Annotated in this window: 21 protein-coding genes; 2 read left to right on the top strand and 19 right to left on the bottom strand. The window is 51.1% G+C overall.

The window, feature by feature from the left end:
• Window positions 1-12: 12 nt before the first annotated feature.
• The 17 genes from H8K27_RS13230 to H8K27_RS13150 form a co-directional block, all read right to left on the bottom strand.
• A complete protein-coding gene (locus tag H8K27_RS13230) occupies window positions 13-2283 on the bottom strand; it encodes an arginine/lysine/ornithine decarboxylase (RefSeq protein ID WP_186863647.1) in 2271 nt (756 codons plus the stop codon).
• Between the two features lie 319 nt (window positions 2284-2602).
• Window positions 2603-3391, bottom strand: coding sequence for a MipA/OmpV family protein (locus tag H8K27_RS13225; protein ID WP_186863646.1), 789 nt, complete (start codon window positions 3389-3391; stop codon window positions 2603-2605).
• Between the two features lie 14 nt (window positions 3392-3405).
• Complete coding sequence (locus tag H8K27_RS13220) at window positions 3406-3978, bottom strand: DUF4337 domain-containing protein (RefSeq protein WP_186863645.1); 573 nt, start codon at window positions 3976-3978, stop codon at window positions 3406-3408.
• Between the two features lie 9 nt (window positions 3979-3987).
• The gene (locus H8K27_RS13215) at window positions 3988-4470 is read right to left on the bottom strand and encodes a dihydrofolate reductase (RefSeq protein WP_186863644.1); all 483 of its coding nucleotides are present in this window, start codon (window positions 4468-4470) and stop codon (window positions 3988-3990) included.
• Window positions 4471-4484: 14 nt separating this feature from the next.
• Window positions 4485-5279: a thymidylate synthase gene (locus H8K27_RS13210; RefSeq protein ID WP_186863643.1), complete on the bottom strand. Its 795-nt coding sequence runs from the start codon at window positions 5277-5279 to the stop codon at window positions 4485-4487.
• A 196-nt stretch (window positions 5280-5475) separates the two neighbouring features.
• Window positions 5476-7089 carry a sensor histidine kinase gene (locus tag H8K27_RS13205; protein WP_186863642.1) on the bottom strand — a complete coding sequence of 538 codons (1614 nt, stop codon included), beginning with the start codon at window positions 7087-7089 and terminating at the stop codon, window positions 5476-5478.
• Between the two features lie 192 nt (window positions 7090-7281).
• Window positions 7282-7476 carry a Fe-S cluster assembly protein IscX gene (gene iscX, locus H8K27_RS13200; RefSeq protein ID WP_186863641.1) on the bottom strand — a complete coding sequence of 65 codons (195 nt, stop codon included), beginning with the start codon at window positions 7474-7476 and terminating at the stop codon, window positions 7282-7284.
• A gap of 42 nt (window positions 7477-7518) precedes the next feature.
• Window positions 7519-7857, bottom strand: coding sequence for an ISC system 2Fe-2S type ferredoxin (gene fdx / locus H8K27_RS13195; RefSeq protein ID WP_186863640.1), 339 nt, complete (start codon window positions 7855-7857; stop codon window positions 7519-7521).
• Window positions 7858-7888: 31 nt separating this feature from the next.
• The gene (gene hscA, locus H8K27_RS13190) at window positions 7889-9754 is read right to left on the bottom strand and encodes a Fe-S protein assembly chaperone HscA (protein WP_186863639.1); all 1866 of its coding nucleotides are present in this window, start codon (window positions 9752-9754) and stop codon (window positions 7889-7891) included.
• Between the two features lie 71 nt (window positions 9755-9825).
• Window positions 9826-10329, bottom strand: coding sequence for a Fe-S protein assembly co-chaperone HscB (gene hscB, locus H8K27_RS13185; protein WP_186863638.1), 504 nt, complete (start codon window positions 10327-10329; stop codon window positions 9826-9828).
• Between the two features lie 17 nt (window positions 10330-10346).
• On the bottom strand, window positions 10347-10670 hold the full coding sequence (gene iscA, locus H8K27_RS13180; protein WP_176803699.1) for an iron-sulfur cluster assembly protein IscA: 324 nt from the start codon (window positions 10668-10670) through the stop codon (window positions 10347-10349).
• Window positions 10671-10713: 43 nt separating this feature from the next.
• Window positions 10714-11100 (bottom strand): Fe-S cluster assembly scaffold IscU, encoded by a 387-nt coding sequence (gene iscU / locus H8K27_RS13175; RefSeq protein ID WP_186863637.1) that lies wholly within the window; start codon window positions 11098-11100, stop codon window positions 10714-10716.
• A gap of 57 nt (window positions 11101-11157) precedes the next feature.
• Window positions 11158-12411, bottom strand: a complete 1254-nt coding sequence (locus tag H8K27_RS13170; protein WP_186863636.1) for an IscS subfamily cysteine desulfurase — start codon at window positions 12409-12411, stop codon at window positions 11158-11160.
• A gap of 15 nt (window positions 12412-12426) precedes the next feature.
• Window positions 12427-12909, bottom strand: a complete 483-nt coding sequence (gene iscR, locus H8K27_RS13165; protein ID WP_186863635.1) for a Fe-S cluster assembly transcriptional regulator IscR — start codon at window positions 12907-12909, stop codon at window positions 12427-12429.
• Between the two features lie 124 nt (window positions 12910-13033).
• A complete protein-coding gene (locus H8K27_RS13160; RefSeq protein ID WP_186863634.1) occupies window positions 13034-13759 on the bottom strand; it encodes a substrate-binding periplasmic protein in 726 nt (241 codons plus the stop codon).
• 388 nt (window positions 13760-14147) lie between these two features.
• Window positions 14148-15659, bottom strand: a complete 1512-nt coding sequence (gene amaB / locus H8K27_RS13155) for an L-piperidine-6-carboxylate dehydrogenase (RefSeq protein WP_186863633.1) — start codon at window positions 15657-15659, stop codon at window positions 14148-14150.
• A 179-nt stretch (window positions 15660-15838) separates the two neighbouring features.
• Window positions 15839-16930: a saccharopine dehydrogenase family protein gene (locus tag H8K27_RS13150; RefSeq protein ID WP_186863632.1), complete on the bottom strand. Its 1092-nt coding sequence runs from the start codon at window positions 16928-16930 to the stop codon at window positions 15839-15841.
• Between the two features lie 141 nt (window positions 16931-17071).
• Between H8K27_RS13150 and H8K27_RS13145 the strand changes: the two genes are divergently transcribed.
• A complete protein-coding gene (locus H8K27_RS13145; protein WP_186863631.1) occupies window positions 17072-17518 on the top strand; it encodes an Lrp/AsnC family transcriptional regulator in 447 nt (148 codons plus the stop codon).
• Window positions 17519-17571: 53 nt separating this feature from the next.
• On the opposite strand, the gene H8K27_RS13140 is transcribed toward H8K27_RS13145, so the two are convergent.
• Both H8K27_RS13140 and H8K27_RS13135 read right to left on the bottom strand, forming a co-directional pair.
• Window positions 17572-17898, bottom strand: a complete 327-nt coding sequence (locus tag H8K27_RS13140; protein WP_176803707.1) for a hypothetical protein — start codon at window positions 17896-17898, stop codon at window positions 17572-17574.
• A gap of 102 nt (window positions 17899-18000) precedes the next feature.
• Complete coding sequence (locus H8K27_RS13135) at window positions 18001-18315, bottom strand: hypothetical protein (RefSeq protein ID WP_186863630.1); 315 nt, start codon at window positions 18313-18315, stop codon at window positions 18001-18003.
• 127 nt (window positions 18316-18442) lie between these two features.
• Here H8K27_RS13135 and H8K27_RS13130 point away from each other — a divergent pair, with 127 nt between their 5' ends.
• Window positions 18443-20638 (top strand): prolyl oligopeptidase family protein, encoded by a 2196-nt coding sequence (locus H8K27_RS13130; RefSeq protein WP_186863629.1) that lies wholly within the window; start codon window positions 18443-18445, stop codon window positions 20636-20638.
• The last annotated feature ends 20 nt before the right edge of the window (window positions 20639-20658 follow it).

Below are 20658 nucleotides of genomic sequence, written 5' to 3'. Positions count from 1 at the left end.
GATACGCTGTTTTTATTTTCCTGCTTCTGCTGCCAGTCTGACGCAATCGACAAAATATCCGCGTTTTCCATCCAGTTCGGCTTTGACCAGACCATGGCAATCTGTTTCAAAACCCGGGAATTTCTCGTTGAAATCGCGCACGAAGCGCAGGTAATCGACGATTGTCCGGTTAAAACGCTCCCCCGGAATTAATAGCGGAATACCTGGCGGGTAGGGCGTCAGCAGAATTGCAGTGACCCGGCCTTCCAGCTCATCAATCGACACACGCTCAATTTCACGATGCGCCATCATAGCGAATGCGTCAGATGGCTTCATGGCGGGCTGCATGTCGGATAAATACATTTCAGTTGTCAGGCGGGCAACGTCGTGTGACTTATAGGCTTCATGGATGCCCTGACACAGGTCTTTCAGGCCAACACCTTCGTAACGTGGATTGGCGGCTGCAAATTCCGGCAAAATACGCCACATCGGCTGATTTTTATCGTAATCGTCCTTGAATTGTTGCAACGCGGTCAGCAACGTGTTCCAACGACCTTTGGTAATGCCGATCGTAAACATGATGAAGAAAGAATACAGGCCGCATTTCTCTACAATCACGCCATGTTCAGCCAGATATTTGGTCACAATCGATGCCGGGATGCCTGTTTCACCGAATTTACCTTCGAGAGACAGGCCGGGAGTGACGATGGTTGCCTTGATCGGGTCCAGCATGTTGAAGCCGGAGGCAAGTTTGCCAAAACCGTGCCAGTCGTCTTCAGCACGAATGACCCAGTCTTCTCTGGAACCAACGCCATCTGCAGCGAATTCTTCCGGTCCCCAGACCTGGAACCACCAGTCCTGGCCCCATTCCTGATCGACTTTGCGCATGGCGCGGCGAAAGTCCAGCGCTTCCAGAATCGACTCTTCGACCAGTGCTTCGCCACCAGGCGCTTCCATCATGGCTGCAGCGACGTCGCATGATGCGATGATCGAATACTGCGGCGAGGTAGACGTATGCATCAGGTAGGCTTCATTGAAGCTGTCCTTATCCAGTTTCACGGTTTCCGATTCACGCACCAGGATCTGCGACGCCTGGGAAATACCAGCCAGCAGTTTGTGCGTGGATTGGGTCGAGAAAATCATTGATTTTTTTGCTCTTGGCCGGTCTTTGCCAATGGCATGCATGTCCTGATAGAAGGGGTGGAAGGTGGCATGCGGCAACCATGCTTCGTCAAAGTGCAGGGTGTCAATCTCGCCATCCAGCATGTTTTTTAATACTTCGACGTTGTACAGCACGCCATCATAGGTCGATTGTGTAATCGTCAGAATCCGGGGTTTTTTGTTCTTTGCTTCACGTGCGAATGGATTGGCTTCGATTTTTTTACGGATGCTTTCCATGCTGAATTCTTCCAGCGGAATAGGGCCGATGATGCCAAGATGATTCCGGGTGGGCATTAAAAATACCGGAATTGCGCCGCACATGATGATGGAGTGCAGAATGGATTTATGGCAGTTGCGGTCGACCACGACGATATCGCCCGGCGCAACGGTGGAATGCCAGACCATCTTATTCGAGGTCGATGTGCCATTAGTGACGAAGTAGCAGTGATCTGCATTAAAAATACGTGCCGCGTTACGTTCTGAGGCGGCTACCGGACCAGTATGGTCGAGTAATTGGCCGAGCTCTTCTACCGCGTTACAGACGTCGGCACGCAGCATGTTTTCGCCAAAAAACTGGTGAAACATCTGGCCGATCGGTGATTTCAGAAAAGCTACGCCGCCGGAGTGTCCGGGGCAATGCCAGGAGTAAGAACCATCGTTGGCATAGTGAACCAGCGCGCGGAAAAATGGCGGCGCCAGACTGTCGAGATAAGACTTTGCTTCCCGGATGATGTGCCGTGCGACGAATTCAGGAGTGTCTTCAAACATATGAATGAAGCCATGCAGTTCGCGCAAGATGTCATTTGGAATGTGGCGCGAGGTCCGTGTTTCGCCATACAGATAAATCGGGATATCTGCATTCTTATAGCGGATTTCCTCGACAAAAGCGCGTAATGATTTCAGTGCGTAATCAGTCTCTTCGTCGCTGCCATCACCGAATTCTTCGTCATCAATCGACAAAATAAACGCTGAAGCGCGCGATTGTTGCTGCGCGAACTGAGACAGATCGCCATAGCTGGTGACACCGAGGACTTCCATACCTTCGGATTCGATGGCGTCTGCGAGTGCGCGAATGCCCAGGCCGGAAGTGTTTTCAGAACGAAAATCTTCGTCAATGATGACAATGGGGAAGCGGAATTTCATGGAGGTCTCCAAAAAAACGTCGTACAAGGGAGACGCCTGGGCAAGTTTGGTAACCGCTTGCGCGCCGAAAAATTCAAAGAGCGAATTCTCTCAGATATGCGGCGGATAATGTAGAAAAAAAGAGTGAATTTTCAGGATTTCCTGCATATTTCATCGGATGGTCATGAAGTGCCGGGTGGAGATGAAAAGTGGAGAGGGTGGGGGAATGTGTCAGATTGAATTCCTGATAATGCGGGATATTTGAGGCGGAATACAAAAAGGGCACAGCTTGCACTGCGCCCTTTTGTGGCTGGTTACGGATCTGGTCGGTCGCGCTGGATCAGAACCGGTAGCTGGCAGCTGAATAGACAGTGACCGGAGTCCGGTCAAATACAAACGGACTCTTGGCAGCATCTCCTGACAACCGGCTGATGGATGCGCCAGTCGTGAGGGACCAGTTGGTATCGATATTCCAATGCCAGCTGGCATGCAGGCGAATGTCGGTCAGCCCTGCTGTTGGCGTGTATTGCGCATACCCGCTGGCAAGGGATTGCTGTGGGGTGACGCCGAAATATGATTGCTGATATGCGCTGTTAGCCCAGTTTGCGCCAATTGTGGCAGACAGCCTGTGCTGGCTGTTGAGTGCAGTGGAAATGCGTCCGCCGAGACTGATCTGCAATCCGTTATGGTCGATCCCTGAACCATACCGCACTGACGACAGCAGGGAATAGTTCGGCGTGAATGAATAATTCAGGAAAGCACCGGGTTCCAGTGCCGTATTGACATCGCCTAATCCGTGCAATTTAGCCGAACGTGATTCATCACGGGCAGCCTCCAGCGACATGCGGAGGCCGTATTGCAGTCCCTGGGTTTTGGAAAAGTTATAACCTAGGCCATTGATTGCGCTGAAAAATGCGCCATTTTTCCACTGAGCATCAAATAAGGGATAAGCAGTAACACGATGCTCATCCGAACCCTTATATTTAGGTAAATAAAGAGCTGCCGCGCCTAAGGAAAAATTTACATCTTTCGGCAGATAATACTCTGGAACGATTTGCACAAAATCGGCGGTCTGGGCTTGGGCCATAACTGTACCTGCCAGCAGCAGGATACCGAGAACCTGTTTCATTTTTTTTCTTTCATTCAGATATGTAGCCAGGCAAGTCCGGCCAGTATAACGCCAACCCCGGCTACGCCATATGAAACATATTGTAGCCATTTCTTCTTTGTCAATAGGGTGATGGCTGCCAGTGATATGGCGATCTGTACCGCTGTCATCGCCTGTGCCCAGCGATGATGCTGGTGCATGGCTTCTTCGGACTTGTGATCCCATTCTTTGGATTCTGCCTCGAGTTTTTCAGCATCTTGCTTGATCTGTTCTTTTTCGCTTTCGTAGCGGGCGATCTTGGCTTTGTATTTTTCTTCGTCTGCCCCGGGTAAAATCAGCGCCAGCTCGGCCAGGTTTTGTTTGTTGGATTTCGATTGATAAAAATTCCATTGGTTTGCTGCCGCCGTCTTTTTGATGGAGGCCTCATTTTTATACATCGCCGCATTATTTTGTGTGGCGCCACCTTCGTAGCCAAACAGTGCGCCGACTGTTGCCATGATGGCCGTCATCACTGCGATGCGGCTGGCGAAATCATCGCCGCCATGTTCTGCGACATGTTCAAGTTCATGATCGTGCGGGCCATGCACGTGAAAGCCTTCAGATGACATAAGCAATCCTTAAATTTTTTCGTAAGTGACAAAAGCGTAATGTAGTTGCCGGGGTTCGGAATAATGGGATTCTCTACTGATTTCTTTCCATTGTGTTGGTTCAATTGGAGGGAAGAATGCATCACAGGGGAATTCCTGTTGTATTTCTGTAACGATCAAATGATTAGCCAGTGGCATCGCCTGGGCGTATATTTGCGCGCCGCCAATAACAAAAGCGGATTGCGCTGCCAGAGCTTTTTGCGCAGCTTCAAGAGAAGGGAAGACTTCGGTGCCTTCATGTTGCCATGTTGCGTTGCGGCTGATGACGATATTGCGCCGGTTTGGCAGCGGACGGCCAATGGACTCAAAAGTTTTTCTCCCCATAATGATCGGATGACCACTGGTTGTTCTTTTAAAATGCGCCAGATCTTCCGGTAAGTGCCAGGGCAGGGTATTGTTGATACCGATGCCGGCGTGTTGATCCGTAGCAACAATAATAGTCAAAGAAGACATGTTGATGACATTCCCTATACGGCGACTGGCGCTTTGATATGCGGATGAAATTCATAATTGCTGAATTCAAAATCCTCAAAGCGGTAATCAAACACAGATTCGGGGTGGCGGAGAATCCGCAACTGCGGTAAAGGCAGCGGCGTGCGGGATAATTGTTCTTCTACCTGTTGCAAGTGATTCGAGTACAAGTGGCAGTCTCCGCCTGTCCAGATAAACTCTCCCACATCCAGCCCGGTTTGCTGGGCAATCATATGGGTCAACAAGGCATACGAAGCGATGTTGAACGGAACGCCAAGGAAAATGTCGGCACTGCGCTGGTAAAGCTGGCAGGATAATTTTCCATCTGCAACATAAAACTGAAAAAGTGCATGGCATGGAGGAAGTTTCATCTGTGGAATGTCTGCCACGTTCCACGCTGAAACGATCAGGCGCCTTGAGTCCGGGTTGCTGCGAATCTGGTCGATCAGCTGCGCGATCTGGTCAATGTGCTGACCATCCGGTGTTGGCCAGTTACGCCACTGTGAGCCATAAACTGGTCCCAGATTGCCGTTTTCATCAGCCCATTCGTCCCAGATCGAGACGCCATGATCTTTCAAATATTGAATATTCGTTGAGCCAGCCAGAAACCAGATCAGTTCATGGACGATTGATTTCAAGTGCAGCTTTTTAGTAGTGATCAGCGGAAAACCCTGTTGCAGATCGAAACGCATCTGATAACCGAATACCGAAATAGTACCGGTGCCTGTCCGGTCAGTTTTGGTCGTGCCGTGATCCCGCACATGCCGCATGAAGTCGAGGTATTGGCGCATAAATAAAGGGGGAAGAAATAATGATGCGTAGTATACCAGCAAGCGCAGTCAGCATTCCCGGATCAGGTATTGTTTTATGGTAAATTTTTCAAATACTGGCAGCAGATCGGTTGCTGTTTCGGGAATACGCAAATCACTCCCGGGTATTCAGGAACAATGTATTTGCTATCGTACGATCGCAATTGTGAATGGGCGGTTACTGGTCTTTGAACAGCGGATCTTTATCATCCTTTTCACCAGGAGCAATCAGGGGGAGGCGAATTTCAAAGCGTGTGCCACGATCGGGCGCGCTGGATACATGAATGGATCCGCCCAGTACATTGGTGACGATATTAAATGTAATGCTGAGGCCGAGGCCGCTGCCGCCCTGACCAAATTTAGTGGTAAAGAAGGGTTCAAAAATCCGGTTAATAATTTCTTGTGGAATTCCTTTGCCGTCATCGGTGAAAATCATCAGTACAAAAGCGCCTTGCTTTTCTGCGGTACAGCGCATGTGGCCGGAACTGCGCCCCTCCAGGCCATGAATAACTGCGTTATTGACCAGATTTGTAAATACCTGTCCTAACAGCCCGGGGTAGCTGTTCAACTGGATGTCGGGAGGAATGTCCAGCTCCAGTGTGAACGGGGTTTTGCGCAGACTGGAATGCAGCAGGGCCGTCAGTTCCTGAAGCGTGATCAGTAAATCAAAGGTGCGACGCTGGGCGCTGGACTGATCGACGGCAACTTGTTTGAAATCGCCCACCAGATGCGCAGATTGTTGTAATCCACGCAATAATAATTTGGTGGAATCAACAGCTGTCGTTGCGTAGCGGGTTAAGTCCGAGCGCCGGATCTGGCCGCCTTCCACCATTTCCAATAAGCGACGTGTTTCTTCTTCGAGGGTGCTGGCAACCAGCAGGCAGTTGCCGAGCGGCGTATTGAGTTCGTGAGCAACGCCTGCCACCATGGAGCCCAGTGCCGCCATGCGTTCAACTCTGGCTAATTCGGCCTGCGCCGTATTCACATTGTGCAATGCGGCTTCCAGGTTGTGGTTAACGAACTCCAGCTCCTGGGTTCTTTGCCGTACTTTGGATTCCAGTGTGCTGGAATATTCCAGTAATTGCTGGTTTTTAATTTCCAGCTCGCCAAATGAGCGCTTTAGCGCCTGCCGTGTGGCTTCCAGACTATTTGCCAGATGTCCCAGTTCATCTTCCCGGTTTAAGGCGATCGGGTCGTTTAATTCGCCGTTGGCCAGCCTGTCCGATTCATCCATCAGCAACCTGACTGGCCTGACCAGCCGCCATTGCAGCACCAGCAAAATAAAAATAACGGCCAGCAACAGCGACAAGACAGCTGTTGTCACGTAGCGTCGGAAATCAGACCGGAGACTTTCTTGCAGCAGGTCTTCGGCTAACGTCAGTTTTACCTCGCCGATGATCTGTCCGCCGTGCCGTATTTCACGCGTCATGCTGGTGAATGGGCCTTTTTGCGTTGCGCGCCGGGTGTCGTTTTTGATGAATTCTTTGCGATCCGGTAAGGTAATGACTTCTATCGTGGCAACACGAGGGTCAGAGTAAACCACTTCGCTTGAAATATTGGCAATTTCAGGCGTGATTTGCCACAGCGGCTCACTCAGGATGACCGATAAAATCTCAACCAGCCGGTTATGGTCTTCTGCGTTGCGAACCCGTGCTGCTTGTTCGATTGTATGCAGATGATAAGGTACCAAAATGGCGGACGGTACCATAAGTCCAAATATAACAGCGGCAATAATCGCCAGGCGAAGTGTGATTCGGCTGCGAATGGAGGAAAGTACATGTCGAAACCACATTGCCATATCCTAATTTGTCGCTGTTCTGTGGGATGCAGAGTCAGGTAGCTTAAACTCCCGGCCTGCACAAATTCAGACGCGTCTACCATATTTGGAGCAGCGAAATATTGTAGACAATCAAGAAATAGTAAGAGTTTTTTTATGTTTCAGCAAGAAATCAAATGTTCTGCTGGTGGCAACACAACAAATTATTCAACGTGCTTCTTCAATCCAGGCTGCCTGAATGGCCTCTAGAATTTTTTCGCCACCACGCTGATGATCGTCATTGAAACCTTCCAGATCGACAATCCAGTTATGCAGATCGGTAAAACGGATAGTTAAAGGATCAATCTCCGGGAATTTATCATACAGTGCCCCGGCAATCTGATGTGTATCTGTCCATTTCATGATTTTCCCCTTCAGTGTGACTGACCGGAGAGAGGTTGTTGGTCAGTGATTTTCCCGTGCGTGATTGATCGTGTATTTAGGAATTTCAATCGTAATATCCTGTTTGCCCAATTTTACCTGGCAGGACAGGCGGGAAGTTGATTCCAGCCCCCATGCTGCATCCAGCAAGTCTTCCTCATCATCGCTGGAAGAATTTAATGACTGAAAGCCTTCGCGAATGATGACGTGACAGGTAGTGCAGGCACAGGACATTTCGCAGGCGTGTTCAATTTCCACATCATTTTCAACCAATGCCTCACACAGAGACTTACCTTCCGGAACATCAAGCACAGTCCCCTCCGGGCAAAGTTGTGCGTGCGGTAAAACGATAACTTGTGGCATAGTAGGCCTCGATTCAAAAATAGTATGCCGTTCAGGCGATTTCATCCAGTTTTTTTCCAGCCAGGGCATGGCGTACGCTCTGGTCCATGCGTCGAGCCGCAAATTCTTCGGTGCCTTGCGCCAGCGTGCTGATCGCATGGTGCAGAGCCTGATGATCTTGTTGCTGCATTAACTCCCTGACCTGATGCATTAGTGTCTGAATCACGGTATTTTCAGCATCGTTGATCAGATGCCGGTCAGCATCCAGCGCAGACTGGGTAGCGAGCAGAATTCTTTCTGCTTCCACGAGTTCTTCGCGTAATGCTCTTTGTTGCATATCGCTGTCCGCTGACGAGAATGAGTCTTGCAGCATGCGGGTGATGTCTTCGTCTGCCAGTCCATATGATGGTTTCACGGTCACCGCAGCTTCTACACCGGAACGTAATTCGCGCGCTGAGACAGAAAGCAATCCATCCGCATCGACCTGATAGGTGATGCGAATGCGCGCCGCACCTGCCGCCATTGGCGGAATGCCGCGCAATTCAAAGCGTGCCAGAGACCGGCAGTCGCTGACCAGTTCGCGCTCTCCCTGTACGACGTGAATCGCCATTGCAGTCTGGCCGTCTTTGAAGGTCGTGAATTCCTGGGCCCGGGCGCAGGGAATCGTGGAGTTGCGCGGGATGACTTTTTCAGCCAGGCCACCCATGGTTTCCACTCCCAGAGACAGTGGAATGACGTCGAGCAGCAGCCAGTCATCTCCCGGCGCTCGGTTTCCTGCCAACAGATTTGCCTGAATGGCAGCGCCAAGTGCTACGACTTTGTCCGGATCGATATTGGCAAGTGGCGTGGTCTGGAAGAATTCGCCGACAGCTTTACGTACGTGCGGCATGCGGGTTGCACCGCCAACCAGCACTACACCGTCGATATCGTCCGCTGACAGACCGGCATCGCGCAAGGCTTTCCGACATGGGGTGATGGTTTTTAAAACCAGATTCTGCGTCATCTCTGCAAACTGCGTGGCATGAATCTGAAGATGAACGCTCTCACCAGAGTTCAGTTTGGCATCAATATAGGTATGTGGCTTACTGGAGAGAATTTCCTTGGCTTCGCGTGCTTTCACCATCAGCAGGCTGGTGTCCTCGTGGGACAAGGGCGCCAGCTTTGCTTCCTGTAAAATCCAGCAAAACAGACGGTGATCAAAGTCGTCGCCACCAAGCGCGGAATCACCGCCGGTAGAAAGGACCTCAAACACGCCTTTGCTCATGCGCAGAACGGAGATGTCAAAAGTGCCGCCACCCAGATCGTATACGGCGTAAGTGCCTTCCGAAGCATTGTCGAGGCCGTAGGCAATGGCGGCAGCGGTTGGTTCATTCAGCAGCCGTAACACGTTAAGCCCGGCCAGTTTGGCCGCATCTTTGGTGGCCTGACGCTGTGCATCATCGAAATAGGCGGGCACGGTGATGACGGCGCCCACCAGATCATCGCCCAGAGCATCTTCTGCCTGCTGGCGTAAGGTTGCCAGAATCTGGGCGGATACTTCGACCGGGCTTTTAATTCCAGCGATGGTTTTCAGTTTTACCATGCCAGGCTCGTCGTGAAAATCGTAGGGAAGATTTTCAGCGTAAGCAATATCTTTCAGGCCGCGTCCCATAAAGCGTTTGACCGACACAATCGTGTTTTTAGGGTCATTACTCTGTTCGGCCTGTGCTTTGAAACCGATATGCGCATGACCGTTTGGCAAATAGCGCACGACTGATGGCAACAGCGGGCGGCCTTCTTCGTCATTTAATACTTCGGGAATGCTATTACGAACGGTGGCAACCAGCGAATTGGTGGTGCCGAGATCGATGCCGACTGCCAGTCTGTGCTGGTGAGGGGCGGTGGACATGCCGGGTTCGGAAATCTGCAGTAATGCCATGATGATGATGTCGGGGATGGTTGATCCATCCGGTTAGCACACAAAATGTGCGAATTTAACGGGCGTCGATACTATTCTTCTAAAGCGGCAATATCGGCGATGAATTTTTCCAGAAACATGCAGGAGCGAATGTGTTGTGATGCTGTTGCGAAGTCTTGATTGTTCAGCGCACTGGCGACCTGCTGCAGTTGTGTTTTGAGCGCATCGTGCAATATGGTTTCCAGCTCCATTAATGCATGCATATCGTTCAGGTGACGTGCTTCTTCAAAAGCCTCGCGCCATTCCATTTGCTGCATCAGAAACTCTGCGGGCATGCTGGTATTGGATTCGCTTTGCAAATTCACGCCATGCAATTCACACAGATAGGTCGCGCGCCTGAGTGGTTTTTTCAGTGTCTGATAGGCTTCATTGGCGCGGGTAGCCCATTGCATGGCGATCCGTTTTTCTGCGTCGGTAGCCTGAACAAACTTATCTGGATGAACCTGATTCTGCACCTCGCGATAGGCCGCGTTGAGCCGGTCCGTGTCAAGAGTAAACTGTACCGGCAGCTGGAATAATTCGAAGTGATTTTGCATTGCTGATTTTCGCAGAATTAAATGCGGAAACTTTCACCGCAACCGCATTCATCCTTGACATTTGGATTGTAGAATTTAAAGCCTTCGTTCAGACCTTCACGTGCAAAATCAAGTTCTGTGCCGTCAATATAAGGAAGGCTTTTCGGGTCCACAAACACTTTGACGCCATGCGATTCAAATACCTGATCATCACTGCCGATTTCATCCACATATTCCAGCTTGTACGCCATGCCTGAACAGCCAGTCGTGCGCACGCCGAACCGCAGTCCGATACCTTTGCCGCGGCGCTCCATGTAACGGGTGACGTGTTTTGCTGCTTTTTCTGTGAGTGTGATTGCCATGATGTCTCTGCCTTTACTGCCTTAATCAGTCCCTCTGTCGCTCTTAGCCTGCATTGTGCTTGTTTTTGTAGTCCAGCACGGCAGCTTTAATGGCATCTTCAGCCAAAATCGAGCAGTGGATTTTTACTGGCGGCAAAGCCAGTTCTTCTGCAATTGCCGTGTTTTTGATTTCGAGTGCCTGATCCAGAGTTTTGCCTTTCACCCATTCTGTCACCAGTGAGGATGAGGCAATGGCTGAGCCGCAACCATAGGTTTTGAATTTGGCATCTTCAATCACGCCGTCAGCGCCAACCTTGATCTGCAATTTCATGACGTCGCCGCAGGCTGGTGCGCCGACCATGCCGGTTCCGACACTGTCGTCGCCTTTTTCAAAAGCGCCTACGTTACGCGGGTTTTCGTAGTGATCTAAAACTTTATCTGAGTAAGCCATGATGATGTTCCTCCGTCTGTTCGTTAGGCCGCATTCATTGCGGCCGATGTCCGTCGTTTAGTGGGCTGCCCACTGTATCGTCGAGATATCGATACCGTCTTTGTACATATCCCACAGTGGAGATAGTTCGCGCAATTTTCCTACCTTTGATTTCAGCAGATTGATTGCGAAATCAATGTCTTCTTCAGTAGTGAAGCGACCGATAGTAAAACGGATTGAACTGTGCGCCAATTCGTCGCTGCGGCCCAGTGCACGTAACACATACGATGGTTCAAGGCTTGCCGAGGTGCAGGCCGAACCGGATGAAACGGCGATATCCTTGACTGCCATGATCAGCGATTCACCCTCTACGTAGTTGAAGCTTACGTTGAGGTTGTGCGGCACGCGGTGTTCCATGTCGCCGTTGACATAGGTTTCCTCGATTTCCTGCAAGCCTTTGGCGAGGCGGTCGCGCATTGCGCGGATATGCGTTAATTCGCTGGTCATTTCTTCTTTTGCGAGACGGAATGCCTCACCCATGCCGACGCATTGATGCGGTGCCAGCGTACCGGAGCGGAATCCCCGCTCATGGCCACCGCCGTGCATCTGCGCTTCCAGGCGAACCCGTGGCTTGCGGCGGATGTAGAGCGCGCCAATACCTTTCGGACCGTAGCTTTTGTGCGCAGAAAAAGAAACCAGGTCGACTTTGACTTTTTCGAGATCAATCTCGACTTTGCCAGTCGCCTGCGCAGCGTCAGAGTGAAACACGATTCCTTTTTCTCGGCACAATTCGCCGATTTCAGCGATGGGTTGCACCACACCAATTTCATTGTTAACCCACATGACTGATACCAGAATCGTATCTGGACGAATCGCATCTTTCAGTTGTTGCAGCGTAATCAGCCCGTTGTCTTGCGGTTGCAGATAGGTTGCCTCAAAGCCTTGACGTTCCAGTTCGCGTACGGTATCGAGCACAGCCTTGTGTTCGGTTTTGACCGTGATGATGTGCTTGCCCTTGGCTTTGTAGAAATTTGCAGCACCTTTTAATGCCAGGTTGTTGCTTTCTGTTGCGCCGGACGTCCAGATAATTTCACGGGGATCGGCATTGACCAGTGCCGCAACATTGGCGCGCGCTTCTTCGACGGCAGCTTCAGCGTCCCATCCATACATGTGACTGCGGGAAGCAGGGTTGCCAAACTGAGCCCGCAAAAACGGAATCATCTTGTCGGCGACACGCGGATCAACCGGTGTTGTGGCCGAGTAATCCATGTAAATCGGAAAATGCGGTGACTTCAGTGTGTCCAGCAGGCTTTGTTCCAGTGGGGCATTCATTCGGGACTCCAATATTCAAGAGGCAGTGTGGTTTGCATGACTGTTATGCATGACCACGACGTGGTTTTCCAGGTTTTTCTGTTTTTGCTGATTGACCAGATCCTGTAGGGAAACAGAGTCCAGATAATCGACCATTTTGGCGTTCAGCGTCGCCCATAAATCGTGGGTCATGCAGTGCAGACCGTTGGCATGATCGCTGCCGTGACAGTTGCCTTTGCCGCCGCATTGTGTGGCATCCAGCGGTTCATCGACCGCAATGATGATGTCTGCGACGGTGACATACTGTGCTTTCCGGGCCAGATTATAGCCGCCTCCGGGGCCGCGCACAGACTCGACAATTTCATGGCGGCGCAGTTTGCCGAACAGCTGCTCAAGATAAGACAGGGAAATATCCTGACGCTGGCTGATACCGGCGAGCGTGACAGGCCCCTGATCCTGGCGGAGAGCCAGATCAATCATGGCGGTGACGGCAAAACGTCCTTTGGTCGTAAGGCGCATACAATAAGCTCCGGTATGTCGGGGGAGGCGCAATAAACTGAATGCCCTGAGTTGTTGAGCATTTTTATCAAGTATAGCAAACTTGAGCAATTTTGTCAGGTAATGCCCGTCTATGGGCTGAGGGTCAGGGGTGGTACCAGAGTTCGTTCCGGTCTAATGGTAAGGATTCTGCTTTCAGCAGGGGGTTATTGAGTTCAATGACGGTTCGATTGCGCATCCTGGCTTTTTGGATGGTTGAGCCGAGATATTGCTGGAACAATTTTTCAAACTGGCCATTTTTCAGCATTTTCTCTAACCCTTGCTGCAACGCTTTGGCTACATCCGGTTTTCTGGGGGAAACAAAAAAATACAGGGCGGTGGGGTAATGCAGTGCGATCGCATTATCGATATGCAGACCGATAGATCGGTAAGTATCCAGTTCTTGCTGAATTTCCAGCATTGATCGCGGGAAGTAGTCGAAACGTCTGGCACGCAACATAAAAAACAGCGGTTCATACGCAGTAGCGGTCATTACTGTCAGACCATTTTGACGCAGGATGCCAACATCCGGCCAGTCAAAACCCTGGCCGGCAGAAAATTTTTTGAGGTCATCAAGAGATTTGACCTGATGCAACAGTTTCGGATTAACGACAAGTGCCAGCCTCCAGCCGAAAAGACCTTTGTCGATCGGAATCCGGATCGGGATCAGTTGTTTCTCGCGCTCATCGGTGGTAACTGTCCACATCACATCAATGGAACCCACTCCTGACGTCATCTCGTAGATGGCGCGCGCTTGCTGCATAGGATCTTTGCTGGGAATTAACTCGTAATGCTGGTTGTTCAGCGCGAGAGATTCTGACAGCAATCGCATAATGTACTTGCCGTTGGGGTCGGCATCCATTGACTGTCTGGGGTACCGGACGATTTGTGTTTCTTGTGCGCAGAGCGTGAGCGGAGCACACAGCAAATACAACAACAGCAGGCGAAAAAGAGCAGAGAGCATCATCAATGAAGTCTGACAGGAAATCTGGCTGAGATTGGAATATGGTCGTTATTCTGATTTGTTATTGCTCGCCCTGATTGAATTCTTTTGAGGGAAGGCAGATGACAGCGTCATTATAAGTCCTGTGCTTTTGGGAAAGATGGTTTTATGGAAAGACTTATGTCAACAGTTGTTAAATTTTTTTTAATGCTTTCAGGAAATAAAAAACCCTTCCGGTGAAGGAAGGGGAGACGAATCAATGCGTTGATGTGCAGGATCAGATATCGAAGCTGATGCCTTGCGCCAGCGGTAAAGAATGGCTGTAGTTGAATGTGTTCGTTGTTCGGCGCATATACGCTTTCCATGCATCAGAGCCGGATTCACGCCCGCCGCCAGTTTCCTTTTCGCCGCCGAACGCACCGCCGATTTCCGCACCGGAGGGGCCGATGTTGACATTGGCAATGCCGCAGTCGCTGCCAGCGGCTGAAACGAACAGCTCGGCTTCGCGCATGTCGGTCGTGAAGATCGAAGAAGACAAGCCTTGCGGCACATCGTTATTCCAGTGGATAGCCTGCCGGAGGTCGCTGTAAGGGACGATATACATCAATGGCGCAAAGGTTTCGTGTTGCATTATATCGGTCGGTGCGCCGAGTTCCGCAATTGCCGGGCGGACGTAGAAACCTTTTTCGTAACCTGCCACGTCGACACGATGACCGCCGCTGATGTTTGCACCCTGGCTGAGGGCCTGAGCTAAGGTTTTTTGCAGGTTGTCAAAGGCAGCTTCATCAATGAGCGGTCCAACCAGTGTGCCGGGATTAAGTGGATTGCCAATCGGCAGACCTTCGTAGATTTTTTTCAGACGTGGTACCAGCGTGTCGTAGATGCTCTGATGGACAAACAGGCGGCGCAGGGTGGTGCAGCGCTGACCTGCAGTGCCTACTGCGGAGAAAGTAATGGCGCGTACCGCCATTTCCAGATCGGCGCTTGGTGCGACAATCATCGCGTTATTGCCGCCCAGCTCAAGAATGCTGCGTGCCAGACGTTTGGCACAGACCTCGGCGACTTGTTTGCCCATACGCGTACTGCCAGTGGCGCTAACCAGTGCAATTCTGTGATCAGCCACCATTTGTGCGCCGCTGTCGCGTCCACCAATAATCAATTGCGCAAGAGCGGCCGGCGCGTCGTTCCCGAAGCGCTGTACAGCTTTCAGGAATAGTGCCTGAGTCGCGATGGCAGTCAGCGGTGTTTTTTCTGAAGGCTTCCAGATCACACTATCTCCGCAGACGATGGCCAGTGCTGCATTCCATGCCCAGACCGCAACAGGAAAATTGAATGCTGAAATGATGCCGACAACACCGGCAGGATGCCATTGCTCCATCATCCGGTGTCCGGGACGTTCGGATGCAATTGTCAGGCCGTAAAGCTGACGGGACAGACCCACTGCAAAATCGCAAATATCGATCATCTCCTGAACTTCGCCGAGGCCTTCCTGCAGAATTTTTCCTGCTTCCAGTGTGACCAGCTGTCCCAGTTCCTGTTTGTGTGTACGTAATTCTTCACCGAACAGCCGGATCAGCTCCCCGCGCCGTGGGGCCGGAACAGTCCGCCATGCCAGATAGGCTTGATGAGCTTCATGAATGCGATGTTCAATGACTTCGCTGCTGTCAGCTTTCAGGCTGGCGAGTAGTTTTCCATCAATCGGTGAGATGCTGGGTATATCGCTTCCTGCGTAACCATCAAGTGTGACGCCAAGTTTGCCGAGTAGGTTGTCAATCGAAGAAATTGCCATGGTAAATCTCGCTCAGTTTGTGCCGGAAATCTTAGCCTGCTCAGCAGAAAAACAAAATCCGGTATGGGGTTATGACGATCAGGTACGGTATCGCAAGGATTGCAACAAGTGTCGTCAATCCGGATGCGGACGGCGTACCTGAAAAATCAGTGATGTGACAGATTCAGCATCAGTTACTGTCAGACAGCATAGTATTTGCCGAAGCGGTTGCTCAGGAAGTCAGTCAGACGGGTCTGCTCTTGCCTGACCAGGCCATGTTGCGGCAATTTACCGCTGACAACCAGATCCACCATGGTACAGATACCAGATGCTGTTGTGAGCTGAATCGCAGACAGCAATTGCCCGTTCACATGCTGCGCATAGATTTTTTTAGCATAGGATTCCTGCTCCAGCCTGCCATTGCGGGTTCCGACGACGCTGACAAATACCAGCACTACATCCTGCTTGGTCATCGGAATGGAGGTTTCCAGAACATCTTTCAAAATCGGGCGGCGTTCCAGTTTGCCCAGTTCGAGATCGCGGATCAGCATTTTGACGATATCACGGTGCCCCGGATAACGGACAGTTTTGTAATTCAGGTTTTGCACCTTACCTTTCAGACTTTCACACAGCGTCCCCAGACCGCCGGAGGTATTGAAGGCTTCGTAATCGATACCGTCCAGAGAGAAGTGCTCGATTTCTTCAAGGGCTGCTGTTTCGCGCAATTCCCCGTCGACAATGGCTTCGCACGGATTGCAGTATTCATTGATCAGGCCGTCTGTACTCCAGGTCAGATTGTATTTCAGGGCGTTATTCGGGAAGGTCGGCAACGCGCCGACACGCATGCTGACGTCGCGCAAGGAATCAAAGCGGCTGGCGACATCATTGGCAACGATAGAGATGAAGCCGGGGGCGAGCCCGCACTGGGGAACGAAGGCGCAATCAGCGCCTTCCGCCAGCTGTTTGACGATGCGGGTGCTTTCAACGTCTTCGGTCAGATCGAAGTAATGGGAATGCGCTGCTCTCGCCGCGCCGGCAATCACGGGCGTCAGAAAATAAGGGCAGGCAGACAGTGTTACCTGATGCCCCTGAATTAAGCGGGTAACGGCTGCCTGGTCCCCGAGATCTGCCTGCACGATGCGGGTATTGGGGAAGTTGGCCTGCGCCACATATTTCAGGCGCTCCGGATCGCGGTCGGCGACCGTGATGTCGTAATCACCGGTGTGGGAGAGCAGGTTCAGAATGGCATCGCCGATTTTTCCTGCACCCAGCAGGATGAGTTTGGTTGTCATGATTGTCTCCAGGTAATTTTTGTGGATTAAAAGTCGCTGGAGAAAGTCTAGATGTAAATTTTGTCAGATAATAGTCTCTAAATTATCGTCAATATGCCATTATTTAATACAATGTGACGATGTATAAATATGAAATGACATATGAAACCAGAACTTGATGAAATTGATAATAAGGTGCTGGCATTGCTGATGGATGATGCCAGGCTACCCGTGACGACGATTGCAAAGCAGGTCGGTGTTGCACGCACAACGGTGATTGCAAGGATTGCTGCCTTGGAAAGGCGGGGCGTGATTGCCGGTTATGGTGTCAAACTGAATCAGAAAGTCGTTCAGCCAGCAGTGCGGGCGTATGTGGGGTTATCGGTCGAGGCACGTTATGCGGCAGCTTTGATCAGATATCTGCAGCATTTGCCGGAAACGGAAACCTTGTGCGCGGTGAGCGGTGCGATTGACTATATGCTGACATTGCGCTGTGATACGACCGATACGCTGGACCGGTTGCTGGATCATATCGGCGCGATGGATGGTGTGCGTCAGACTTCCACTTCAGTGATTCTGAGCAAGCGGATTGACCGGGCTGCCTTGTAGCCGGTACAACGGTTCAGGTAGGCATCATCACCGGTTCTGGAGATGTGACCTGCTCAGGAGTTGCTTGGGGCTTTGATCTGCGCTTTCTTGTCATAGACACCCGGTTTTTTAGGGGAAACTATTTCCGAGAAATGCGAATTTGATTGTTGCAACAGCTGCAAATGAACAGAAGCGCGATCAACACCGCTACGATCCAGCTGTGTCTGGATTTGTGCGTTGGCACTGGCTGATACGGTTTCAACAGCAGTATCCACCGTGCTCCGGTCTTGCTGAGTCTGTGGAAGCGATGCCGAAGTCATCGCCAGCCCTGCATTGCAGACGCTAACACCAGCTAATGTCGTGATGAAAAGCAAACCGGGAAGTAATGATTTTTTTAACATGATTGCCTGCTATGAGAAATGTGAGACAAACTTTCTTTGATTCCGGACAATAAAACTCAATCTTTGGTAAATATATCACCATCTATGGCCTGATGGTGCTTGTTATACGAGCAACGCTGCTTTTTTCTGTGCTCTTGCTTTTGCTTGCCGGATTTGCCGATCTTGTTGATCAAATGCAATTTTTTCTTCTGCATTCAATCGTTTTCCCTGAATCAGCACGGTTTGCACTGTTGTGCCTGATTGCGCGAAGTCGTAAGCGATTTTTTCTTGCTCCGTCATTCGCTGGGCTGCTATGGTGACGGTAGGGACAGTCAGAGCGGTTTCAGTCGGGTGCTGAAAAGCGGCTCCAACCACTATGGTAGCAGCAAATATAGCGATGGTTAAGATACTTTTGTCAGAACGATTGAGTGATTTCATGATGATTCTCCTCATTGGTGGTTACGATGCTTGCACTGTAGATAAGCTTGCGTATTGCTGCCACCGGATTGCGACGAAATGCAGAATGCGGAGGATGAAATTCAGGAAACAGAGACTGGACGGTTGAATGCAAAATAATAAAAATGATCATTTTTTTTGCCTTGCGAACCGTAGCGACAGCTTGGCAACCTGCGCGACAGGACTAACTTATTTTCTGTTTCTCTTGCTTTGGGCTGCCCCGGTGCATGCCCAGATACAGGTATGGGGCGATTACCCGCCAGTGCCACGTGATGCTGAAGAGCGCAAGGCCGGGGCTGACTATGTGGCAGATCCTTTACGTTTGCTGGAAAATACGTCTGATCCTGTGATCCGGTCCTGGTTGTCCAGGCAAAACGCGATCACCGAAAACATACTGGGCCTGATTGCGAAGCCCGAACCGATTTCTTCACCGGTTGCCATGCGTGAGGAGGATACTCCGCTGGAGCCGGATGCGGTCTGGCTGGACTCGAAGGTGCTGCAGGTTTACACCCTGACGGGAAGTGATGGCAATACGCGCATTCTGCAGCGTGATAAAACACTGGGAACCGAAAAGGTCTGGTATGTGACCGGTCAGGGCGAGCGTATCGGCCAATTCTTTGTTTCTGCTGATAAAAATAAACTGGCGTTTTTACTGACGGATAGCAAAAATACGCTGATCAGCAAACTGCGCTTTATTCAGACCGATGGCGGCGGACTGATGCAGGATGTGCTGAACGATGTGGACGGCATGTTGCCCGCAGTGACCTGGCGTTCTGATGGTCAGGGAGTTATTTATGCGCGCTGGAATCAGGCTGGCGGTAAAGTGAAAACTGAAGTCCGGCAACATTTGCTTGGGCAGGCAGTGACGCGGGACCAGAACATTTTCCCCGGAAAAAATAAACTCAGAATTGTGCCAGGTAGCAGTTACCGATTGCAATTCTCTCCTGATGCGGCGGTTGTCCTGCTGGAATTGCAGCAACCGGGATTAGCTGAGCGCAGTTATTTTTATGTCAGAAACAGTGACATGAATGGTCTCAGTACGCGATGGAAGCAATTGGCAACGTTTGGCGATCGTGTCCGGCAGGTGATGCTGACAGCGGATGGCTGGTACGCATTGTCTGTCAAAAAAAATCCGCAAGGCAGTATTTTAAGAATAGACCCGAAAGCTCCGCAGTTGAGCAGGGCAAAGCTGGCTGTTGAAACTGGCAAGAGTCAGGTCGTGGAGCTGGCAGTCGCTGCGAATGGCTTGTATTGGCATGCTCGTAGCGGGGGCGTAGATAAACTCATGCAGTCCGCATTGAACGGAAAAAATATCAAAGAAGTGATGCTGCCGTTTCAAGGGAAATTAAGCCGGTTGCAGGCGGTAATATCAAAAAGCGGAGCCAGCTTTGTGCTTGAATCGGCATCGGTTGCGCCATCCGCTTACCGGGTTTCGGCGCAGGGGGAAATTCTGCCGTTTTCTGCGCAGAAAACATTCATACCCTTGCCATTCACAGAAAGGCGCTTATCCGTGACGGCGGCGGACGGACGACTTTTATGGGCAACCCTGATTAGCCGGAATCCATCGCCTTCAGATGACAAACTACCGCATGGTCCGACGCTGTTGCAGCTGGAGTACGGCAGCGCAGATTCGTCTGATCTGGCATACGAAGCATCACGTCTTGAGTGGGTCAGGCGCTATGGAACGCTGCTTGTATTTCGGTGGTTTCCGGCCGTGGCAACGAGGGCTGCTCCGGCTGTCAGGGATGATCCGGCAGCGGATGTGATCCGGTTAATCGAGCTGCTGCAAAAAGAGCATCTGGTGCAACCGGGAACATTACTGGCTCAGGAGCTGGTCAGTGGACGCAATGCCATTTTGCTTGCAGCATTGCGCCGTCCTGACTTGTTTGCCGCAATGCATGTCAGAAATTGCCTTAGTCAGGCAAAATCTGTGGCGGTAGTGCAGAAGGCGGAAAATCACGGAACTTTGCGCAACACGCAGAAACCGGCAGACAATGCAGCCGGTCTGGCGAATTCTCCTTATGAGCAGCTGCGATCGGGAGTGGCTTATCCGGCAATGCTGTTTTCCGCCACAGGCGAAGTGGGGCAGGCGCCTGTATGGATGTCAGCCAAAATGGCGGCTGCCCTGCAGTTATTGAATGCAGACAAAAGCCATCCTGTTTTACTGCGGACGGCTCCGGAGTCTGCCGGTGTGACTGACCCGACGACGGATATGCTCAGTGGCTGGGCTTTTTTGCTGTGGCGGGCAGGCGAGCGAAATTTTTCCCTGCAAGCCGGAAAGCCGGGCGGAAAACAGCCACAATAAACCGGCAATGAGCTTCAAAT

It is taken from the genome of Cognatundibacterium griseum (genome assembly GCF_014284195.1).
Classification (GTDB): Bacteria; Pseudomonadota; Gammaproteobacteria; order Burkholderiales; family Burkholderiaceae_D; genus Undibacterium; species Undibacterium griseum.
The sequence above is the reverse complement of the archived record's forward strand: the minus strand, read 5'-3'. Positions and strand labels throughout refer to the sequence as shown.